The organism is Niallia sp. XMNu-256 (assembly GCF_036670015.1).
Classification (GTDB): Bacteria; Bacillota; Bacilli; order Bacillales; family Cytobacillaceae; genus Bacillus_BD.
Genome location: NZ_CP137636.1, coordinates 245268 through 267279 on the forward strand (window position 1 = coordinate 245268; position 22012 = coordinate 267279).

17 protein-coding genes are annotated in these 22012 nt (G+C 37.6%); 6 read left to right on the forward strand and 11 right to left on the reverse strand.

The window, feature by feature from the left end; translation table 11 throughout:
- Positions 1–217 precede the first annotated feature (217 nt).
- The 4 genes from R4Z10_RS01280 (at position 218) to R4Z10_RS01295 (ending at position 5441) form a co-directional block, all read left to right on the forward strand.
- Positions 218–445, forward strand: coding sequence for a DUF1858 domain-containing protein (locus R4Z10_RS01280; protein ID WP_338471440.1), 228 nt, complete (start codon positions 218–220; stop codon positions 443–445).
- 24 nt (positions 446–469) lie between these two features.
- The gene (locus tag R4Z10_RS01285) at positions 470–1720 is read left to right on the forward strand and encodes a DUF438 domain-containing protein (protein ID WP_338471441.1); all 1251 of its coding nucleotides are present in this window, start codon (positions 470–472) and stop codon (positions 1718–1720) included.
- A gap of 373 nt (positions 1721–2093) precedes the next feature.
- The gene (locus tag R4Z10_RS01290) at positions 2094–3098 is read left to right on the forward strand and encodes a 2-oxoacid:acceptor oxidoreductase family protein (RefSeq protein ID WP_338471442.1); all 1005 of its coding nucleotides are present in this window, start codon (positions 2094–2096) and stop codon (positions 3096–3098) included.
- A 24-nt stretch (positions 3099–3122) separates the two neighbouring features.
- Positions 3123–5441, forward strand: a complete 2319-nt coding sequence (locus R4Z10_RS01295) for a thiamine pyrophosphate-dependent enzyme (protein WP_338471443.1) — start codon at positions 3123–3125, stop codon at positions 5439–5441.
- 126 nt (positions 5442–5567) lie between these two features.
- On the opposite strand, the gene R4Z10_RS01300 is transcribed toward R4Z10_RS01295, so the two are convergent.
- The 9 genes from R4Z10_RS01300 to R4Z10_RS01340 all read right to left on the reverse strand — a co-directional run bounded on the left by R4Z10_RS01300 (position 5568) and on the right by R4Z10_RS01340 (position 15989).
- Complete coding sequence (locus R4Z10_RS01300) at positions 5568–5726, reverse strand: hypothetical protein (protein WP_338471444.1); 159 nt, start codon at positions 5724–5726, stop codon at positions 5568–5570.
- A gap of 19 nt (positions 5727–5745) precedes the next feature.
- Positions 5746–6588: an undecaprenyl-diphosphate phosphatase gene (locus R4Z10_RS01305; RefSeq protein ID WP_338471445.1), complete on the reverse strand. Its 843-nt coding sequence runs from the start codon at positions 6586–6588 to the stop codon at positions 5746–5748.
- A gap of 26 nt (positions 6589–6614) precedes the next feature.
- Positions 6615–7226: a DedA family protein gene (locus R4Z10_RS01310; protein WP_338471446.1), complete on the reverse strand. Its 612-nt coding sequence runs from the start codon at positions 7224–7226 to the stop codon at positions 6615–6617.
- Positions 7227–7475: 249 nt separating this feature from the next.
- Positions 7476–8456 (reverse strand): ABC transporter permease, encoded by a 981-nt coding sequence (locus R4Z10_RS01315; RefSeq protein WP_338471447.1) that lies wholly within the window; start codon positions 8454–8456, stop codon positions 7476–7478.
- On the reverse strand, positions 8449–9357 hold the full coding sequence (locus R4Z10_RS01320; RefSeq protein WP_338471448.1) for an ABC transporter ATP-binding protein: 909 nt from the start codon (positions 9355–9357) through the stop codon (positions 8449–8451). The genes R4Z10_RS01315 and R4Z10_RS01320 overlap by 8 nt, the downstream gene beginning before the upstream one ends.
- A complete protein-coding gene (locus tag R4Z10_RS01325) occupies positions 9350–10150 on the reverse strand; it encodes an SGNH/GDSL hydrolase family protein (RefSeq protein WP_338471449.1) in 801 nt (266 codons plus the stop codon). The genes R4Z10_RS01320 and R4Z10_RS01325 overlap by 8 nt, the downstream gene beginning before the upstream one ends.
- 212 nt (positions 10151–10362) lie before the next feature.
- On the reverse strand, positions 10363–12048 hold the full coding sequence (gene ilvD / locus R4Z10_RS01330; protein WP_338473136.1) for a dihydroxy-acid dehydratase: 1686 nt from the start codon (positions 12046–12048) through the stop codon (positions 10363–10365).
- 184 nt (positions 12049–12232) lie between these two features.
- Complete coding sequence (locus R4Z10_RS01335; RefSeq protein WP_338471450.1) at positions 12233–12832, reverse strand: DNA-3-methyladenine glycosylase; 600 nt, start codon at positions 12830–12832, stop codon at positions 12233–12235.
- Positions 12833–12956: 124 nt separating this feature from the next.
- The gene (locus tag R4Z10_RS01340) at positions 12957–15989 is read right to left on the reverse strand and encodes an efflux RND transporter permease subunit (RefSeq protein WP_338471451.1); all 3033 of its coding nucleotides are present in this window, start codon (positions 15987–15989) and stop codon (positions 12957–12959) included.
- 579 nt (positions 15990–16568) lie between these two features.
- On the opposite strand from R4Z10_RS01340, the gene R4Z10_RS01345 reads away from it, so the two are divergent.
- Positions 16569–17360, forward strand: a complete 792-nt coding sequence (locus R4Z10_RS01345; protein ID WP_338471452.1) for a TIGR00266 family protein — start codon at positions 16569–16571, stop codon at positions 17358–17360.
- Between the two features lie 58 nt (positions 17361–17418).
- On the opposite strand, the gene R4Z10_RS01350 is transcribed toward R4Z10_RS01345, so the two are convergent.
- Both R4Z10_RS01350 and sulP read right to left on the reverse strand, forming a co-directional pair.
- Positions 17419–17781, reverse strand: a complete 363-nt coding sequence (locus R4Z10_RS01350; protein ID WP_338471453.1) for a metalloregulator ArsR/SmtB family transcription factor — start codon at positions 17779–17781, stop codon at positions 17419–17421.
- Positions 17782–17823: 42 nt separating this feature from the next.
- Complete coding sequence (gene sulP, locus R4Z10_RS01355) at positions 17824–19593, reverse strand: sulfate permease (RefSeq protein ID WP_338471454.1); 1770 nt, start codon at positions 19591–19593, stop codon at positions 17824–17826.
- Positions 19594–19837: 244 nt separating this feature from the next.
- Here sulP and R4Z10_RS01360 point away from each other — a divergent pair, with 244 nt between their 5' ends.
- A complete protein-coding gene (locus R4Z10_RS01360; protein WP_338471455.1) occupies positions 19838–21481 on the forward strand; it encodes an AarF/UbiB family protein in 1644 nt (547 codons plus the stop codon).
- The last annotated feature ends 531 nt before the right edge of the window (positions 21482–22012 follow it).

Here is a 22012-nt window from a genome sequence, read left to right on the forward strand (position 1 = left end):
ATCATCCTTACACTCCATATATATCTATGCATGTCCAAATAGCGATAGAACTGAGCCTTAAGCATTTTGTTCACAAAAAGGATGCAATTTATTGTGAACAATAGTGATTAATATCACATTGTTAATTTCATAAAACACTATACTTCAAGTATGATAATCATTCTCAACTTAGGAATGAATCAGACAACCTAAGTCTCATTATAAGAGGTGGGTTTAAATGAAAAAGATGGTTGATATGACAAAAAGTGTTTATGAATTATGTACAGAAGACCCTTTTATTATAGAAATTATGAAAGAACTAGGTTTTGAAAGAATTACCAGACAAGGAATGCTACAAACTGCAGGACGGGTAATGACGATCCCAAAAGGGGCCCGCATGCAAAACATGGAACTCTCTACGATCATTGAAAACTTTGAGAAGAATGGATATACGGTCAAACATTAATCGACCTTTAAGGGGGAGAAATACATGAGCGAACTAATTAATAATCGTGAAAGCTTTACAGAAACGAAAAATGAACGTCAACAAATGTTAAAGGAAATCATTAAAGAACTTCACGCAGGAAAAGATGTTGATGAGGTAAAGGCGAAATTTGAGGAAGCGGTTGGGGATGTAACAGTTGCGGAAATCTCACAAATGGAACATGACTTAATGGTCGAAGAGGGGATTCCAGTTGAAGAGGTGCAACGTTTATGTTCCGTTCATGCAGCGATATTTAAGGGGTCGATTGAAGAAATTCATCGTTCAGAAAGGCCAGAAGATGAACCAGGACACCCTATTCATACATGGAAAGTAGAAAATAAAGAATTCGACATGCTCGTTAACTTCAAGCTTCAACTTCATAAAGAACGTTTTGAAAAAGATGATTCTGATGAAAATCGTTTTAAGCTATTAGAAGATTTAAATCTGTTAATGGATTTAGATAAACATTATTCAAGAAAAGAAAACCTTCTCTTCCCATTCCTTGAGAAGTATGGAATTGATGGTCCCACTAAAGTAATGTGGGGCGTTGATGATGCGATTCGCCTCGCCATTAAAGAGACAAAAAATAATTTAATAGAATATCATGGAAATAAAGAAGAGATAATTGCTGATTTAGAACTAGTCATTAAAGAAGTAACGGAAATGATTTTTAAAGAGGAAAATATTTTATTTCCAATGGCTCTTGAGACATTAACTGAAGATGAATGGATAAAAATTGCTGCAGAAAGTGAAGAAATTGGTTTTTGCTTAACTGCCCCATCTGGAGTATGGAAGCCGGAACGCCATCCATTAGCAATTGAAGAGACAAAGGAAGAGGTCAAACCAGAAGATGGATTTATTCGATTTGATACAGGGATTCTATCAATTAAACAATTAGAATGCATCATGAATCACTTACCAGTTGACCTTACTTTTATTGATAAGAATGATGTAGTACGTTACTTCTCACATGGACCTGATCGAATCTTTGCGAGAACGAAAGCAGTGATTGGACGCACGGTTCAAAACTGTCATCCCCCTCAAAGTGTTCATGTAGTTGAAAAGTTATTAAAAGATTTTAAAGCAGGGGTAAAAGATACTGAAGATTTCTGGATCCCTGTAAAAGGTATGTTTGTCTATATTCGTTATTTTGCTGTTCGAGATGAAGAAGGAAATTATTTAGGCACACTTGAATTTACACAAAATGTCAAGGGCATTCGTGAATTAGAAGGGCAAAAACGAATTTTATCAGAATAATAGACAAAAACCCCCTAATTTCCAGGGGTTTTTTGTTACATAATATTGCATGATATCTTGAAATCAAACTGTCCTAGCTAAGAAATTTTTCTGTTTTATAAAAAGTTTGTTTAAAATGGTTAGTCCGCTAAATAACTTTGTAATGGTAGGAATAAAGCCGATATATTTGATTTTATTTTGGATATCTTGCTTTTCTATTTAAAAAACTTTTAATAGAAAAATAAACTTAATGCATTTAATAAAAAACTGTTGTACTAATTTTTAGATGTTGTTACAATAAAAATAATATTTGATGAATATTCTAAATTTTAGCTGTTTATTACAAATTTCTCACTTTATCGACAAATATACTGTTTAGAACGGAGGAATTACTTTGACAAGGTTACCCAAAGTAAATGAATTAGGATTTTTTGAAATTCGCCTCGAATCAATCGGAGGCTTAGGTGCAAACTTAGCTGGAAAATTACTTTCAGAAGCTGGTGTTGTTGGAAACGGATTTAATGGTCTTAGTTTTTCATCTTATGGTTCTGAGAAAAAGGGATCGCCAGTAAAAGGTCATATTCGTTTTTGTGAACCTTATACAAATATTCGGGATACTACACCTGTTGAGCGTCCGCATGTAGTGGCAATTTTCCATGATGAGCTTTATAAAACATTAGATTGTACAAGCGGTACTTATCCAGATAGTACGATTCTAGTAAACTCTAAGAAATCACCTCAAGAGCTGAAGGAATTAATGGGAGTAGATGGCGGAGTTATGGCCGTCGTAGACGCTACAAAAATTGCATTAGAAGAAAAAACAAAGGTTAATACGGCAATGTTAGGGGCACTCTACCGTATTCTAGATTTCCTAGATGCAGATTCCATGAGAGACACCATTCGCCGTACATTTGAAAAGAAATATCCTCATCTAGTAGAATCTAACATTCGTACATTTGATAGAGGGTATAACGAGGTTGAGTTTAAAACAATTGAGTCAAGTCCAGATGCAGCATCAAAACCATTTGTTCGTGAAGAACCGGTTCTTGGTTATGAAACACAGCCAATGGGTGGACTTGTTATCGATCCAGGTAATAGTATTTTCAAAGATTTAAGTATTTCCCGTGCAGGGATGCTGCCGCATTACCATGCAGACAGCTGCATTCATTGCGCTGCTTGTGATACAGCGTGTCCTGACTTTTGTTTTGTGTGGGAAGAAGGAGCCGATAAAAGGGGCCGTCCACAAATGTTCCTTCAAGGAATTGATTATCAATATTGCAAAGGCTGCTTAAAATGTGTACATGCCTGCCCAACAGATGCATTATCAAGTGAAGTTGAAACAAACGATGGTTATGCAGAAGCAAACCGAGTGCCACATCTATTTGAACTTGTAAAATAATCTATAGTGAAAGGTGAATACGTCATGTCAAAAGAGATCATTATTGATAAAGAAAAAGCAGGGCTATCAGAAGGCTCAGTTGAACAAGCAATCGTATTTGAATCAGGAAATGAAATGGCGGCCTATGCGGCCCACCAAATTAATTATCATATTATGGGGTACTACCCAATATCCCCTTCAACAGAAGTAGCTCAATTCCTTGATGGAATGAAAGCAAGAGGACAGCACGATATTAAATTAATTGCTGCTGATGGTGAGCATGGTTCTGCAGGGATTTGTTATGGCGCAGCTACTGGTGGCGGCCGTGTATTCAACGCAACTAGTGCAAATGGTTTCTTATATATGATCGAGCAATTGCCGGTTCAATCAGGAACTCGTATGCCAATGGTTCTGAACTTGGTTAACCGCTCTGTATCAGGTCCGTTAAATATCCATGGGGATCACTCCGACCTTTACTTTGCTTTAAATATTGGCTGGCCAATCTTAATGGCTCGTGACCCGCAAGTTGTATACGATATGAATATCATGGCCATTAAACTAGCAGAAGATCCTGAAGTTCGCTTACCGGTTATTGTTTCTTATGATGGTTACTTCACTTCTCACCAAAAGAGACGTGTACAAGTGGTTAAAGACAATGATGAAATTCGGAAATTTATTGGCCCAGTTCCAACGAACTATCCGCATGCATTAGATCGTGATAACCCAGTATCAATCGGTGCATATATGAATGAGCCTGATACGATTAATAACCGTTATCAACAATCTCAAGCCATGTATAATGCAGAGAAAGTATTTGAAAGAATTTCAAAAGAATATGCTGAATTAACAGGTCGTGAATATCCAATTCTAGATCTATATAAAATGGAGGATGCTGAAGTAGCTGTATTTATGTTAAACTCCGCTACTGAAGTATGTAAGGACGTTGTCGATCAATTACGTGCAAAAGGGATTAAAGCAGGGGTTATTTCTCCAAATATCCTTCGCCCATTCCCTCAAAAGCAAATTGCAGAAGCATTGAAAAATGTAAAAGCCATTACAGTGGGTGACCGTGGAGATTCATACGGTGCACACGGTGGAAATATGGCACTTGAAGTAAAAGCAGCACTACACACATATGGAAATACGGATATTAAAGTAATCAACCGTGTTTATGGTTTAGGTGGTAAAGACTTTTATGCAGATGATGCAGAACAGTTCTTCCAATTAGCGATTGATGCAGTAGAGGCTGAAAAAGTAGAAGTTCCATTTGATTATTTTGGACATACTCCTGGTAATCCTGAATTTGCACCAAAACGTCGTGTAGAACCGTTGAAAAAAGAAGATGTTCGTACAGGTCTTATCACTGTAACACCTGATGAAGAAACCGGCGAATTAAAAGTTAAGATTCCACCACTACGTGCATTAACGAAGAAACCAAAACGTATTTCTTCCGGTCATGGAGCATGTCCTGGTTGTGGAATTTTCTCCGGACTCGAATTATTCTTTAAAGGAATCGAAGGAGACATTGTTGCTCTATTCCATACTGGCTGTGGGATGATTGTTACAACTGGATATCCTTACAGTTCACATAAAGCAACTTATATTCATAACTTATTCCAAAACGGTGCCGCTACTCTATCTGGACTTGTTGAAATGTTCCATGAAAGAAAACGCCGTGGTGAATTTGAAGAATTAGGCCTAAGCGATGACTTTACATTCGTTATGGTTACTGGTGACGGTGGTATGGATATTGGTATGGGACCTGCAATTGGTACAGCTTTACGTAACCACAAAATGATTATCCTTGAATATGATAATGAAGGTTACATGAATACAGGAAGCCAATTATCTTATTCAACTCCACTTGGCCATATGACAAGTACATCTGGGGTTGGACCGGAACAACAAGGTAAAACGTTCCACCATAAGGACACCGCTCAAATTATGGCTGCAACACATATTCCTTATGTGTTCACTGGCTCAGAAGCATTTGACCGTGACCTATTGAAAAAGGCTGCTAAAGCACAATGGTATGCAAACAATGTAGGATTGGTTTATGGTAAAATCCTAATTGCTTGTCCGTTGAACTGGAAGTCTAATGAAACATTAGGTCAAGAAATTGTAGGTGCTGCTGTTAACTGTAATTTCTTCCCGCTATATGAAGTGGAAAAAGGAATTACAACGATTACTCATGATCCAGAAGCTAAAAAGAAAAAGGTTGAAGTGCGTGATTGGCTGAAACATATGGGTAAAACAAAACATATGTTAACAGAAGAAAACAGCGAGCTATTAAAAGAGTTTGAAAACGAAGTAGAACGCCGTTGGAACCAATTAAAAGCAAAACACGAAAGTCCATATCTATAAGATTAATACAAATGGCCCCAGTTTTTGAAACTGGGGTTATTTTTAGTGATAAAACTAGGTGCTTTCATAGGAAAGGGGACCATCACTCTTACTATAAGAGGTAAGTTAAATGTAAGACTTTCGATCTTACATCAAAATCGGAATAATTGCACTAGAATCGAGGTTAATTGCACCAAAATCGGAGTTAATTGCACCAAAACTGCGGTTAATTGCACCAAACTCCACTCGAATTGCACCTATCCCCTTTCTTCTGGAAAAAGCCACAATAAAAAGACGGTTCTGCAAGGGAGAACCACCTTAGATTTTACAAATATATAATAAAGATCAACAAAGCCACAATGATCCGATAAATCGCAAATGGGACGAGTTTAATTTTATTAATCAACTTCAAGAAGAAACGAATCGAAATTAAAGCAAAAATAAACGCGCTTATAAAACCAGCAATGAAAAACGGTAAAGCATCCATACTAAAATACTCTAGGTTTTTAACTAGTGAAATGAAGCTAGCACCGGCCATAATTGGCACAGCCATAATAAAAGTAAAATCAGAGGCGACACGGTGATTTAAGCCAGTTATCACCCCACCTGAAATGGTTGCACCAGACCGCGAGAATCCGGGCCATAATGAGAAACATTGTATTAAGCCTACAATCATCGCATGCTTATATGTTAGCCCATCTAGGCTATGAACCGTAGGAGGGTGTTTTTTACTCTGAATATCAGCATAAATCATTAGAATAGCACCTAGAACCAATCCGATTGCTACGGTTTCCGTAGAAAACAGGTACTCATCAATATAATCTTCAAATAGCACACCAAGAATACCAGCTGGAATGAGTCCTACAATCACATGAAGCAGTGTAAAGCGGCCTTCTCCAGGCTCTTGTTTACGCTCTTTATGGAAAACGCGATTTAAGCCAAGAATATCGATAAACCGATCTTTAAAAACAATGACAGAAGCCAAAATCGATCCAAGTTGAATCATTACCTTAAAGGTATTTGCCGGATACTTTCCTAGAAACTCTTCTGATTGCAACCATAAATCATCAACAATAATCATATGACCGGTAGAGGAAACAGGAGCAAATTCGGTTAATCCTTCAACGATCCCTAAGATAATGGCTTTTAATATTTCAATAAAATCCATTGTATAAAGTTCTCCTCACTAAATTATTAAGATTTCTTTCTTTTTTTGCTAAAAAAGTAGAATAGGAAAATAATGATCCCCATGCCAATAATCGCATAGGCAAAGTTAGAGTAAACATCCATGAAGCTTAAAATGGAAGCCCAGTTTTCCCCTAATGTAGCACCAACAGAAACGAGAATAATATTCCAAATTAACGTTCCAATCGTGGTGAAAATAAGGAATAATCCAAATTTCATGTTTGACATCCCAGCCGGAATGGAAATCAAGCTGCGAATCAATGGGATCATCCGACAAAATAATACAGTCCAAATTCCGTATTTATCGAACCATGCATCAGCTTTATAAATATCTTCTTTTGTTATCCGTAAAACATGACCGTATCGGTCGATAATTTTTTCCAAACGTTCCACATCAAGTAACAGCCCAATCCCATATAAAATGACAGCTCCAACAACCGATCCTGCTGTTGAAGCAATTACTACACCTGTTACAGTCATACTCGTATAGGTCGTCATAAAGCCACCAAAAGTAAGAACAACCTCTGATGGAATCGGGGGGAAGACATTTTCCAAAGCAATCATGAGGAATACGCCTAAATAGCCATATTGCTCCATAAATTGTGTTATCCAGTTTTCCATTACGAACCTCCATTACTATGTAAATACTTTAGCTATAATCTATTGCCAAAGATTAGGTTGTCCTAATCCATTATATGTTCAATAAAAAAGTCCATGCAGAAAGATTACCATAAATTATGGATATTGCCCATTCCTTTTAGAATAATAGGCAGTTTGTCATCATAAAAAATGGAGCCCAATCTTATATAAACTGGACTCCAAATATATGGAAGGAATGATGTTATTCAACAGGGTGGAAATCTTTGCTATTTAATAAACATCCTGTCTTGTAAAAACAAGGAAGGAGCCAGCAAGTCCTATTAGCCACCAAACAGCTAAGATTATAATGGAGAATTGTAATGTCATGCCTTCAACAGGTGGGGCAGTTCCATTTAAATAACCAGTTAAGTTCAAGTTCACCATAAATAAGTATTTGGCAGAATCCCAGGAAGAGACCATTGAACTTAAAATTGAACCTGAAATTAACGCAGCAAGCATAATCCCCATGCCAGCGGCTGTGCTGCGGATTAACACTGAAATCATAAATGAAAGTGTTCCGACTACAACAGCGACAAACCAAACAAGGCCAAAGTCCATTAGGAGAAATTCCCATTGGCTAATCATCCTTACATTCGATAAGTCTAATTCTCCATTTGCAGCAGTGAACCCTGTAATCACGGGTGCGTTCAATCCTTTATATCCGAACACTAGCCCTGAAATAAGAAAGGAGAGGACGCCTACAATGGCAACGATGAGCGAGACCGCCATAATTAAAGTAATATACTTGCTCAGGAGAATTCGCCATCGTTGGACAGGCCTTGTTAGCAGTAGTTTGATTGACCCTAATGTATGTTCCGAAGAAACTAGATCGCTAGCAATAACCATGACCAGTAATGGAATAAACATGGGTCCAGCGTTCTCAATGAACATTCGAACAAAAGTTGGCGCGCCTGGTTCTGCTGGATTAATGTCATGATCCAAATAATATTGTTGTTGCTGTAGTGTTATTTGAAATCTCTCACGCTGTTCATCTGACATTCGATTGGAACTCAAGCGATTCGTAAGATCGATAATTCGAGTCTGTACAGCAACCCGCCAATTAGTTGAGCCAAGCTTTTCTTGTTGTTCTAACGTTTCCTTAAATTGTGCATATGTAAATAAACCAACGAGAACGGAAACGATAATCGCGATAACAATAAATCTTCTTCGTGCCATCAGTTTCATCATTTCATTTTGTACCAGCTTAATCATGGCTCTCACCACCTGTCAGCTGTAAAAATAGTTCCTCAAGGACAAGAACTTTACGATTCATTTCAAAGATAGAAACTCCTTCTTCGATCAGTGTCTTGCTCCATTCCGCTGCTTTTTTTTCATGGTATGAAGTAATGAGGGTTTCACCATCGACGATAACATCTGTGTACCTTTCCAAAATTTGTTTACCCGTTGATAAGGGAGAAACTCGCCAAACAATCCTTTCCTGTTTAGTCAGTAAGTTTTCTACAGAATCGACTTGAATAATCTCGCCATTTTTCATAATAGCGACACGGTCGCATAGAAGTTGAATTTCACTTAACAGATGACTAGAGACGAGGACACTTAATCCTTCGCTCTCTGCCAGGTTTCGGATGAATTCACGCATCTCCCGTATCCCTGCAGGATCAAGACCATTCGTAGGCTCATCTAAAATCAAGACTTGTGGACGATTCAGCAGCGCTTGAGCAATGCCAAGTCTTTGGCGCATGCCTAGAGAATAAGTTTTTACTTTATCGTGAATTCGTTTATCAAGCCCCACAAAATCAACCGTTTCTTTTATATCCTTCTCTGTTACGTTTTGCAGCATATTGGCAAAGTGTAAAAGGTTATTCCAACCAGACAGAAAGGGATACAGTTCTGGATTCTCAACAATGCAACCTAAATGTTGCATCGCATTCGTAAAGTCTTTTCGCACATCGTATCCACAGATCGAAATCGTTCCTTTTGTCGGCTTTATAAGTCCTGTTAGCATCCGGATTGTTGTTGTTTTTCCAGCTCCATTTGGTCCAAGAAAGCCAAATACTTCTCCTCTTCTTAACTCAAAATTTAAGCCTTTAATAATTTCCTTCCGGCCGATAGTTTTGCGTAAATTTTTAACAGAAAGAGTTATATCATTCATTGCTTTCGACTTCCTTTTCCCAAGTAATTAGCGGGGCTAATCTTTCGCCAATTAGTTCATACCCGGCTTGGTTTGGATGGAAATAATCCGTATATAAATAGTCGTTCACCGACAACTGAAATAAATCAAAGGTTGGAACAAACACGATGTTTTCAAACTTTCCAGTCAGAGCTTCTGTCGCATAATTCCATCCACGGACGACATCGTTCGTAACTTTTGTTGAATCCAGCTCAATAAATGGATTATAAAGACCAAGTATAAAAATCGTTGCTTGTTCATTATGAGTCCGAATCGTTGAGAAAATTTGTTCGAGGTTTTGTATATATTGATCCTGCAGCCCTTTAATTTTTTCAACGTTTAAATCGACAAGAGTGTCTCCGCCTTGGAAAAGGTCATTACCTCCAATTGTCATTAAAATAACATCTGCTTGTTGTATTTGATCTACGACATTTTTTTCACTTAGTTGCTGGAGTAATTGGGTGGATGTTTGGCCGTTAATGCCCAGGTTTTGGACGAACACATTGTCTAGTTCCTCTTTTAATTGCTTAGTTACAAGACCAACATAACCTTCTCCTGTTTCATCCCCAGTACCTCTTGTCAAGGAATCTCCTAGAGCCAAGACTGTTAAATCTAAATTTTCCTTTTGCTCCAATTCAGATGCCGACTGATTTTCTTCAATCCCTTCAGCCTGTCCAAAACTGGAGTCCTGAATCGTCCAAGCAAATCCAAACAGCCACAAAAAAGAGAGCAAAACTGCGATGATGGTTGTAATTCGCACGGCCGTATTTTTCAAACAATCATCTCCTTGAAATCATATATAGTCGAGTCTACTATATCCAATTTAATTATTTCTATTGTTCATTAAGATTAGACTAGTTTAAATAAGGAATTTAGAAAAGGAGTACATGGTGTGGGAGTCTGCGTGAGATTATAGTTATTGTAACAAAGTAATTAACCAGTTGTACATAAAAAATGAACCTCTCAAGAGAGAGGTTCATTCCAATATTAGATTTTCATTACTCCGCCTGAACTTGCATTCGTTACAAGTTTAGAATAACGAGCTAAGTAACCTTTTTTCACTTTCGGTTCAAAGCCTTTCCAATTTGCCTTACGTTTTTCCATTTCTTCATCAGAAACTTCAAGGGTAATCTTACGGTTGTTCATATCTAATTCAATGATATCACCGTCTTGAACGAATGCGATTGGACCGCCTTCAGCCGCTTCAGGAGAGATATGGCCAATTGAAATTCCGCGAGAGGCACCTGAGAAACGACCATCTGTAATTAATCCAACTTTAGCACCTAAGCCACGACCAACAATTTGTGAAGTTGGAGCAAGCATTTCTGGCATTCCCGGACCGCCTTTAGGACCTTCATAACGGATAACGACAACATGTCCTTCTTCAACTTTACCAGTGATAATTCCAGAAAGAGCATCTTCTTGAGAATCAAAGCAGATTGCTGGTCCTCTGTGGTAACCACCAACTGATTCATCAACGGCACCGACTTTAATAATTGAACCTTGAGGAGCGAGATTTCCAAATAATACAGCTAGTCCTCCACGCTCATCGTGTGGATTATCTAATGGACGGATGACATCTGTGTCCTGAATTTCAGCGCCTTCAACATTTTCGCGTAATGTTTTACCTGATACAGTTAAGCAGTCTCCATGCATAGCACCTGGCTTTTTCAATACCTCATTAATGATCGCACTTACGCCACCGGCTCTATGAACATCTTCAATGTGATAGTCTGAAGCAGGAGCGATTTTTGCAAGATGTGGTACGCGTTCTGCTACTTCATTGATACGTTCGATCGGGTAATCAATTTCAGCTTCATTTGCTAATGCAAGAGTGTGAAGAACCGTGTTTGTTGAACCACCCATAGCCATGTCCAATGCAAATGCATTATCGATTGCATCAATTGTTACGATATCACGAGGCTTAATATCTTTTTTAATAAGCTCCATCAATTGTTTTGCTGATTTTTTCACAAATTCACGACGCTCTGGTGCAACTGCTAGAATCGTACCGTTGCCTGGTAGTGCTAGTCCTAATCCCTCTGCTAAACAGTTCATAGAGTTTGCTGTAAACATACCAGAACATGATCCACATGTTGGGCAGGCAACTTGTTCGATTTCTTGTAATCTTTCAGCTGAAATGTTACCAGCTTGATAGGCTCCCACGCCTTCAAAAACGGAAGTTAAGTCAAGTGCGTTACCTGCAGCATCAGTACCAGCCATCATTGGGCCACCGCTGACAAATATTGTAGGAATATTCACACGAAGGGCCGCCATCATCATTCCAGGTGTAATTTTGTCACAGTTTGGAATACATACCATTCCATCAAACCAGTGTGCTGAAACAACTGTTTCAATTGAATCAGCAATAATTTCACGGCTTGGTAATGAGTAGCGCATACCGATATGGCCCATTGCAATTCCATCATCTACACCAATTGTATTAAATTCGAAAGGTACGCCACCCGCTTCACGGATTGCTTCTTTCACGATTTTTCCAAATTCTTGTAGGTGAACGTGTCCTGGAACAATATCAATATATGAGTTACAAACCGCGATAAACGGTTTACCGAAATCCTCCTCTTTAACGCCGGCTGCTCGAAGCAAACTACGATGCGGCGCACGATCGACACCTTGGGTGATCATACTACTACGTAATTCTGTCAATCTAATTCCCTCGCTTTCTTTTAACAAAAAAATTCTAAGTGAATTTTTGAACTTTTAATTATTTTAGCACTAGATATAAAAATTTGGTAGGTTTTTTGATTGGTAGAAAGTGGGGAGATCCATTTTTGAGTAGATATATAGATAAAATAATGATTATATTAGGGTAAACAAGGCTTTTAGAGGTTTTTCTCTAAAAGCTTTGTTTTTTCCGGGTACGGGAAACATAGGGATTCCCTTCAATGAAAAAACGCCATGGGTAATCTTTGGCTTCACCAGTATTTTCAATGCCTATTCTAGGGCTTGTAGAAATATCTGCTGGAATGATTCCAGAAGCAATATAAAGCGGCGGAGTTATGAATGAATGTCCGTAATCTTCCATTGTAATACCAAGGGCTTTTGAAAGTTTTCCAGGACCGTTCGTTAAATTTATTAGATTGGGTAAATTACGCCTTCTTTGCATTAAATCAATTCCAACTTTTGGTTCAATTGCTCTAATGAGGACCGCTTCCGGCTTTTCAATTGCACCGCTGACTACGTTGACTAATGTATGGGTATGCATTTGGTATGTATAGACAAGACCAGGCTCATGAAACATAATTTCCGTTCGTTTCGTCCTCCGGTTCCCAAAACTATGGGCTGCCCGATCCTCCGGTCCCATATAGGCCTCAGTTTCAACTATATAACCTGCAGCAGTACCTTCATCTGTTTCTTTAACAAGAAGACAACCTAATAGACTTTTAGCCAGTTCCAATGTTGACTTTTGATAAAAGTTAAGTGGTAATGGTTTCATATCTAGACACTCCCAAAAAGTTGTTTTACCTAGTTTAACAAAGAACATAATTGTATCAAAGTGAGGAAGGGGATTCATATGTTTGTTCAAAATGAAAAAAAACGAGCCGAAGCCCGTTTTTTTGCTACATCGTAATTTCATTTTCAATATTTGCAGCCATTCGTTGCTTTTTCGACTTCCTGAAATACAGCAGTTCATAAACACAAGGAATAACAATTAAGGTTAACATTGTTGCCATTGCCAAACCACCAATGACAACGATCGCTAGACTTTGTGAGACGAGGCTACCGGTTTCTGTTTGTTTAAGTAAAAGCGGGAGCATTGCACATATGGTTGCAATAGCTGTCATAAGGATTGGCCTTAATCTTGTCGCTGCTGCCTCAACAATCGCATCACGAATAATCATTTTTTGTTCATTCTGTCTGACGCGGTCTAATAAAACAATTGCATTAGTAACAACAATACCGATTAGCATTAATGCACCTAGCAGGGCTGTAATATCGACTGAAATTCTGCTAATTACAATTCCTAAGATCGCTCCGATTGCTGCGAGTGGGAGGGAGCAAATAATTGCAATGGGTGCTCTTATGGATTTGAATGTAATGACCATGATTAAAAAGACAACCCCAATCGAGACGAGCATGATTAAGAATAAGTCGGTAAAATCTTCAGCCTGTTGGGTGCTTGCTCCTCCGATCGCTACTTCAATATCTTTGGGAATATCGATCCCTTTATTATTAGCCTGATCACCAAATATAGCTGCATTTACCTTCGTAGTTATTTCGGAAAGCTTTACAGGATCAACGGATGCCGTTACCTGAAGATAAGGTTCTCCATCTTTATGAAATTGGGTTGTAGAACGGCTTTCGCTCTCAAGTGTGGCAACCTGTGAAACAGGAACCATTCCCGTATCGGTCATTACAGGAATATTTTTAATATCCTCCGGTGTTTTTGTATCTAGTACTGGTTCTAAGATAACTGGTGTTTGTCGGTCATTCAGGTTGACGGTACCAATTGGGGTTTTATTTAACATAACAGCTAACTGTCCAGCCACTTGTTCAGTATTTCCTTTTGTCGGATCAACTACTAAAGAATAGACGGTTTTCTTTTCATCCTGGTTTGTCGTAACCTTTTCAACACCATCAATCTCTACAACCTTTTCTTTAATTGTACCCGCTACTTCTTCAAGTTTAGCAAGATCATCACCAATAACGTCAATCGTAATGTTCGTACTTGAACCACCCATCATGAACGAAGCAGCTGTTACTTCTAATGTAGCATCAGAATATTGATCTTTTTTCTTCTCGATTTCTTCAATGACCTTATCTGTATCCTTTTTGTTACTTAGTAAAATACTGAAGCTTGCTTCTGTCGGCGATCCAACCCACCCGTATTGCGCAGCTTCTGAAGGAGAACCAACCTGCATGAAGAGATCTTTCACCTCATCCATATCGCTAATAGAAGCTTCAAGTTCGATTGCATTTTCTTTTACGGTTTCAATAGGTGTTTCGTTTGGATAACTTAGTGTAGCTACCACATAGTCAGCGGAAGAATTGTCAACTGCACCCTTTGGAATTGCGAAGTAGGTTACAATCGATCCAGCAAAAAGTAAAATCGAAATCGTGAATACAATCCATTTATGGTTTAAAGACCAAGTCACCATTTTAGGAAAACGGACCGCTGGTTTAGGTTCGCCCAGTTTTGTGTTTTTCAGTAACCCTGCACTCATTAGTGGAACAACAGTTAGAGCAACAAGTAAAGATGCAAGCAATGAGTAAGTAACTGTTAAAGCAAATGGTAAAAGAAATTCCTGTAAGCCACCATTTAATAAACTCATTGGTAAAAAGACGGCAACCGTTGTTAAAGTGGAGGCTGTAATCGCTACACCGACTTGTTTTGTGGCATCAATGATCATTCCTACTGAAAGCTTCTCTTTTTGCATTTTACGGAAGATGTTTTCAATAACAACGATTGAATCATCAACAAGACGACCGACAGCTACGGCTACTCCACCTAGTGTTAAAATGTTCAAAGTGACTCCAGACAGCGATAATAAGAATAATGTTAAGCAAAGTGAAAGTGGTATAGAAATAATGGTAATAAAGGTAGACCGTATATTTCGTAAAAACAGCATAATGACAATGGTTGCGAAAAAGGCGCCAAGAAGCACTTCTTTAATCATGGTGTGGACTGAATTCTCTACTAGATCGGCAGAGGAAACATAAATAGTTGATTCTTGTAGATCGTATTTCTCGTTGATTTCATCAGTTAGCCGTTCTACTTCTTTACTCACGTCTACAGCATTTGAATTACTGTCCTTCGTAATGCTGATATCTAAACCTTCTTTTCCATTAAAACGGCTAATGAAATTAGCATCACTTGTTTCTTCGACAGATGCAATATCTCCAAGTTTCACATCAGGGGCAATCGTAAGACTCTTTAAAGCATCAATGCTAGATAAGTCCCCAATCACTTTGATATTACTTGTTTTTCCATCAATCACTTTTTCGCCAATAGCTAAGGCAGTATTTTGTCCTTGTAATACACTCATAATAGTTTGAAGAGGAACTTGTTTTTCTGCTAATTCATCATTATTAATTTTTACAGAAACAACAGAATCTGTAGCCCCGTATATATCAACGTTTGCTACCCCCTTGATATCATCATATAAAGGCTTAATTGTTTCTTGCATAAATTCTATATTTTCGGTTGTTAATCCATCGGAGAAAGTGACCGCAATGTTTGCGATCGGAATCATAGAAGTATTAAGTTGAGAAACGATCGGTTTGGATATGTATTGCGGCAGGTTGGTAGAATTTAGAGCTTCTTGTACGTCTAATTTTGCTTGTTTCATATCAGAGCCGGCTTCAAAGAATAAATCCACCTTTGAAAAACCATCACCTGTTGTAGAAATAACAGATGTTTTTCCGTCAATCCCTGCAACAGCCCTTTCAATAGGTTCGGTAACTTCATTTTCCATTGTCTTTGAGTCTGTGCCTTGTCCCATGGAAATAATCGTAACCTGAGGGTTATCAGCACTAGGCAAAAATTCCATCGGGAGTCTAAAATAGCTGACAACACCAATAACTAAAATTAGAATCGTCATTAATGAAACTGCGGCTTTATTACTAAAAGCCCATTTTGTAAAAAATGACATGAACAAATCCCCTTCCTTAGCACTAATTGAACACTGCTTAAAATCATAGCACAACTTAACGGAGAATTTTGTAATTATTTGACTTAATTTAAATTTTACAAATATTTAAAAATACAAATATAAAAAGTGTTTTATCCCTTCCTTTACTAGATCCATTCTAAATTCAATTCGGCTTTTCAGAAATGAACTTAAAGCGTATTTAATGTGAGACTTAAGGCTGATAAGGAAAAGAATAAAAGCAATCGAAAGTGTAATTAACAAATAATTTACAAAAATATCCACAATGAGATTGAAAGGGAGAATAGCCTTCCGTACAATGGTTATAGATCTAACTTCATTCAGCAGAGCTTTTTGTACCAATAATTACGACAGGTATAGAAGGACCCACTTCTATAAGAGGGGCTCAGCTTGGCTGAATAAGTTAAACCTCCTGAGAATGCCGCGGCTCTATTTAGGAATTTATCAGGCGAGCATGAAAGAGTCTGGTGCGAATTCGGCAGGCGAATTCAGAGGGGTGAACGCCCTCATTGGTGGAAGTTTCACTTTATAATAGGTTGAATCGAAACGGAGGAAAACCATATGAATAATCATGAAATTGATTACAAGATTCATGGAGACGACATGCAGTTTGTTGAAGTGGAATTAGATCCAGGCGAGACCGTCATTGCAGAGGCTGGCGGGTTGATGATGATGGAAGACGGTATTAAAATGGAAACGGTCTTTGGGGATGGCTCCAATGCTAGTGGCGGATTTATGGGTAAGCTTATTAGCGCCGGGAAAAGAGTGGTTACAGGTGAAAGTCTGTTTATGACGACTTTTACAAATGAAGACCACAGTAGCAAAAAGCACGTATCCTTTGCCTCACCATACCCAGGAAAAATCATCCCGATGGATTTAAGTGAGCTCGATGGGAAAATTATTTGTCAGAAAGATGCATTTCTTGCAGCAGCCAAGGGAGTATCGGTTGGAATTGAGTTTCAACGAAAAGTTGGAGTGGGTTTCTTTGGTGGTGAGGGCTTTATTATGCAAAAGCTTGAAGGGGACGGTCTATCCTTTGTTCATGCAGGCGGAACAATTATTAAAAAAGACCTTTCACCAGGAGAAGTTCTTCGTGTAGATACGGGATGCTTAGTTGCAATGACAAGTGACGTAAACTATAATATCGAAATGGTTAAAGGGATTAAAACTGCTTTATTTGGTGGAGAAGGGCTGTTTTTTGCGACACTCCGCGGCCCGGGTTCCGTTTGGGTTCAATCGCTGCCATTTAGCCGATTAGCAAGCCGTGTGTTTGCTGCTGCTCCACAAGGGGGAGGGTCCTCAAAAGGTGAGGGCGGGATCGGTGGTTTCTTTAATATGTTTAGTAATGATTGAGTAACATTATATAATAGAAGAAAAAGGATGTACGGCCAAGCCCACACATCCTTTTTCTTTAAGACAATTCATCTGTTGTTTCTTTCACATCATCTTCATCATCTTGGAACTTATCTAGTATTTCAATGGTGTCGATAAGATGGTTGTTAAATATCTGTTTCGCAACAGCAAGCAAATCAATAATTAATGGATCACGTAAAGAATAAATGACACGATTTCCATTTTTAGTACCAACAACAATATTTTTATTTCTTAATACCATTAATTGTTGAGAAACAGTAGACCCTTCACTGCCTATTGCATTTTGAATTTCATTAACACCAAATTCACCTTGTGTCAGTACTTCTAATATTTTAATTCTCAGTGGATGGGCAAGAGCTTTGAAAAATTCTGCTTTAAATTGTTGCAATTCCAGATTCATATATCCAACTCCTTAAGAGATGGACGTCTAATATTGAACGTCCTAATATTGACTAATTGAAGTATATCCCTTTTTACCTTCAAGTACCAATTCTTTCGTGCTAGAAAGATCTTTACACTCACTAAAAGCAAAGTGTTTGCAGCTTTTACATTTGGTTGTATCCAGTAGGTTGAGGGAGTATTGAATAGCATGACCAGTATTTTGGAAAAATTTCTCTTCACCTATGATATCATATAAACCAGTTTTCTTTAACATCTCTTTTGGTTGTTCATTTAAGCCCGATATCAGGACCGTTCCGTGTTTTGAAAAGTTTTTAACGATACTGGCTAAATGAGCCTCTCCGGTAATATCAATAAATGGTACTTTTCCCATTCGTAATAGAAGAACCTTTGGCTGATGATTGATTGTATTCATGACCGTTTGTTGAAACGATTGCGCTACCCCAAAGAATAAAGGTCCCTCAATATTATATATGGTGATTTGTGGGCAGTCATGCCCATCGGCAACCATTTGTGTTTCAATCTTTTGATTGACTGTATTTAAGTTAGGCAACGCTCTTTCCACGACTTGTGAATCCACCATTCTTTTTGTGAAAAGAACCACAGCGAGCAGCAGGCCTACTTGTACAGCGGTAGTTAAATCAACAAGAACGGTCAATAGAAATGTGACAACTAATACGAGTGAATCAGATGTTTTTGTTTTTAAAATATATGAAAACACATATCTCTCGCTCATATTCCAGGCAACAATCATTAGAACAGGAGCTAGACTTGCCAGTGGAATATGGGAGGCGTATGGTGCAAATACCATTAGTACAATTAAAACAACGATCCCATGAATCACCCCTGATAAAGGTGAAACGGCTCCGCTTTTAATATTTGTAGCAGTTCTTGCGATGGCTCCAGTAGCTGGAATTCCACCAAACAGTGGTGTAATTACATTGGCGATCCCTTGACCGATAAGTTCTTTATTACTATTATGGCGGCTATTTGACATTCCATCCGCTACAACCGCAGACAGTAAAGATTCTATACCACCTAATAGGGCTATCACAAAAGCTGGTCCAAGGAGTTTACCGATTGTTGCTAAATCAACCTCAGGAAATGAAATCTGCGGCAATGAGTTTGGAATTTCACCATAAGCAGTACCAATTGTCGCAACTTCACCAGGATAGAGAATGGCTGCAACAAAAGTCGAGATCAACAAGCCAATTAAGGGTCCAGGTACCTTAGGGAATAGTTTTGGTGTAAGTAAAATGGTAACTAAGCAGATGACGGCTGTAATGATGCTGTATAAATTAACTGTATTTAAATGTACAAAGATTTCCGCCATATTTTCATGGAAGTATTCCTTTTGCTCAATTCCTGTAAGGCCTAGGAAATTGGTAATTTGTCCAGTAAAAATTGTTACGGCAATACCAGTTGTAAACCCTATTGTTACAGGGCGGGGAATATATTTAATGAGTGATCCGAGTTTGAATATTCCCATTAAGATTAGGATAACTCCGGCCATGAATCCGGCAATTAGCAGGTTTTCATAACCATAGGTAATGACAATGCCGAAAAGGATCGGAATGAACGCACCAGTTGGCCCACCAATTTGGAACTTGGAACCACCAAAAAGTGATATGAGAATCCCTGCAATGATTGTTGTATAAATACCATACTCAGGTTTCACTCCAGATGCGATCGCAAAAGCCATGCCTAAAGGGATTGCAATAATTCCAACAATAATACCTGAAATGAGGTCCTTTTGCAAAGACTTCCAATTGTAATGTTGAAACCTTTCATCGATAAGAAGTTTTCCAAACATTATTTACCTTATCTCCCTTTTATATATATTTATATATTTATATATTTGAATATAACAATATATAAGATACATTGATTTTATTTCTTTGTCAAAGGTTTTATCCCAATTAGACATAAGTTACAAAATAATGACGTTTTTCGATAAAAATCGAATAGAAATTTAAACATAAATTATATTTGAAAAATGCCATTAACGTTATAATGGTTTAAAATGAAGGTAATATCATTTAGGAAGGGGCATAATTATGAAGTATTTCTCCCTCTATCGGATTTTTACTATTGTATGGATGGCCGTTAGAATTTTTATAGAGATCATTTCGTTTCGGAAAAAACATCGTCGCAATTGGACCGATCAAACGGATAAGCGATGGGAAGCTCTGCTAAGGAGACAGGCAAAGAGATATAAGGAGAAGGCTCTTTACTTAGAAGGTGTATTAATAAAGCTCGGTCAATACTTAAGTACACGTAAAGATATCATGCCTGATGCCTATTTAGAAGAACTTACGGACTTACTTGACCAAGTTCCAGCCGTTTCCTGGGAGAGGGCTAAAGTGGTATTGGAAGAGGAATGGGGAGAGCCTTATACAGCAGTATTAAAGGATATTAGTAAAGATCCTATTGCCTCAGCTTCAATTGGTGAAGTTTATAAAGGGATATTACATAATGGACAATTAGTGGCGGTAAAAATCCAGCGGCCTAAGATTGGAAAAATTATTTATAGTGATTTTAGAGCGGTACGTATTGTTTTATGGATGCTAAAACGTTTTACTAAATTGGAAAACTCAATGGATCTTTCTCTGTTTTATCGTGAATTTGTTCGTACAATCGGGGATGAACTTAACTTCGAACTCGAGTTACAAAACGGACTTTATTTTAAAAAGAAGTATGAAGACTTCCCAGGTATTGAGATACCAGACTATTACTCCGAGTATTCTACAAAAAGGGTACTTGTTATGGATTGGATGGAAGGAAGCCGGCTTACAGATATCAATTTTTTAGCAAAACATCGCTTAGATCGGTATAAAATAGCCAATGTTTTATTGGAGGCTTTCTTAGGACAACTTCTTCAAGAAGGGAAATTCCATGCGGATCCACATCCAGGTAATATTATGGTCAAGGCGGATGGAACGATCGTGCTGATTGATTTCGGAATGGTTGGAGAGATTAAAAAGAAAGATGCGATGCATATTCGTGATATTGTCATTGGAATTATGATCAAAGATTATGATCGAGTCGTGCATGCGTTGGAAGGGATGAAATTTCTACTCCCTCACGCAGATAAAGACGAAATTGCTAGAATCATTAAGATGTTAGTAGATACATATAGTGACAATGGAATAAAAGCAGGGGATACAAGAGTTGTCGAAGAGATCATGACCGATATTGAGAAACTCGTAAATGAACAACCCATTCAACTTCCAAGTGAATATGCATTTTTAGGACGAGCGATTTCTACCTTCATTGGAAATTTATACACATTAGATCCTAAAATGGACCTATTGGCTATGTGTAGCCCGATTATTAAGAAATGGCTAAAGGAAAATATGGGAAGTGCAAAGGATACCGTCTTAAACTTTGCTAAGTCTACTCTTAAACCGCTAGTATCTTTACCTAATCAATTGCAACAAATTTTGGACGAACCAAAGAAATATCGAGAATGGCAAAAGAGTAGTCAATTACTCCGTATGAAACATGAAATGGTGGTCTCTAGAAAAAGAGATGCCTTTCTATTAGTTTTATTAAGTCTCATTCTTACCTATGTAAGTTACTTTTTAAATCAAACTTACCTTTTATATGGAAGTATTGGAGTATTTGTGATTAGTTACCTTTATTATTTAAGAATGCTTTTACGGCATCGTAAATTAGTCAAACATGGATTTAAATCATAAGGCACAACAAATCGACGATATATGTCATATTATTTACTACATTGAAAAACATGATGATAAGAAGGTGTAAACAACATTAGTTGGTTTCATCTTCTTTTTTTCTAGAAAAGTTAAAAAGAGATGTTGAGATTTTGTAAAGCGTTTAATTTCCATTTTTTTAAAGTTTCTGTTTAAATAAATGTGAATCATATATTAGTATATTTATTAAATTATGAAGATACCATATGCGAGAAAGTTTACAAATTGAGAATTAAGTTGTTTAATATAGAAGGTGACCCTACTTTGCAGAAAACTCGAAAAATATAAATTGGTAAATTTTTATTCACAAATTTGTAACAAATATCTTCGGTAAACTGTGTTATCATCGTAACTATAGTGTTAATATAGATGTGCGAAAGGAGCAGGTTCAACATTTGTGACAATTATTTGAATAATATTTGTATAATTTGTGAACTTTTCAACGAGGTAAGGTTACGAATCTAGCTTAACATCTTAGTTTTGCTTTCAGTATAACCAAATAATTATTTTAGT

Bases quoted from the DNA above. Each gene is read 5' to 3' on its own strand.
- R4Z10_RS01280 (WP_338471440.1), top strand. From the start codon at position 218: ATGAAAAAGATGGTTGATATGACAAAAAGTGTTTATGAATTATGTACA.
- R4Z10_RS01285 (WP_338471441.1), top strand. From the start codon at position 470: ATGAGCGAACTAATTAATAATCGTGAAAGCTTTACAGAAACGAAAAAT.
- R4Z10_RS01295 (WP_338471443.1), top strand. From the start codon at position 3,123: ATGTCAAAAGAGATCATTATTGATAAAGAAAAAGCAGGGCTATCAGAA.
- R4Z10_RS01305 (WP_338471445.1), bottom strand. From the start codon at position 6,588: ATGGATTTTATTGAAATATTAAAAGCCATTATCTTAGGGATCGTTGAA.
- R4Z10_RS01310 (WP_338471446.1), bottom strand. From the start codon at position 7,226: ATGGAAAACTGGATAACACAATTTATGGAGCAATATGGCTATTTAGGC.
- R4Z10_RS01315 (WP_338471447.1), bottom strand. From the start codon at position 8,456: ATGATTAAGCTGGTACAAAATGAAATGATGAAACTGATGGCACGAAGA.
- R4Z10_RS01320 (WP_338471448.1), bottom strand. From the start codon at position 9,357: ATGAATGATATAACTCTTTCTGTTAAAAATTTACGCAAAACTATCGGC.
- R4Z10_RS01335 (WP_338471450.1), bottom strand. From the start codon at position 12,832: ATGAAACCATTACCACTTAACTTTTATCAAAAGTCAACATTGGAACTG.
- R4Z10_RS01340 (WP_338471451.1), bottom strand. From the start codon at position 15,989: ATGTCATTTTTTACAAAATGGGCTTTTAGTAATAAAGCCGCAGTTTCA.
- R4Z10_RS01345 (WP_338471452.1), top strand. From the start codon at position 16,569: ATGAATAATCATGAAATTGATTACAAGATTCATGGAGACGACATGCAG.
- R4Z10_RS01350 (WP_338471453.1), bottom strand. From the start codon at position 17,781: ATGAATCTGGAATTGCAACAATTTAAAGCAGAATTTTTCAAAGCTCTT.
- sulP (WP_338471454.1), bottom strand. From the start codon at position 19,593: ATGTTTGGAAAACTTCTTATCGATGAAAGGTTTCAACATTACAATTGG.
- R4Z10_RS01360 (WP_338471455.1), top strand. From the start codon at position 19,838: ATGAAGTATTTCTCCCTCTATCGGATTTTTACTATTGTATGGATGGCC.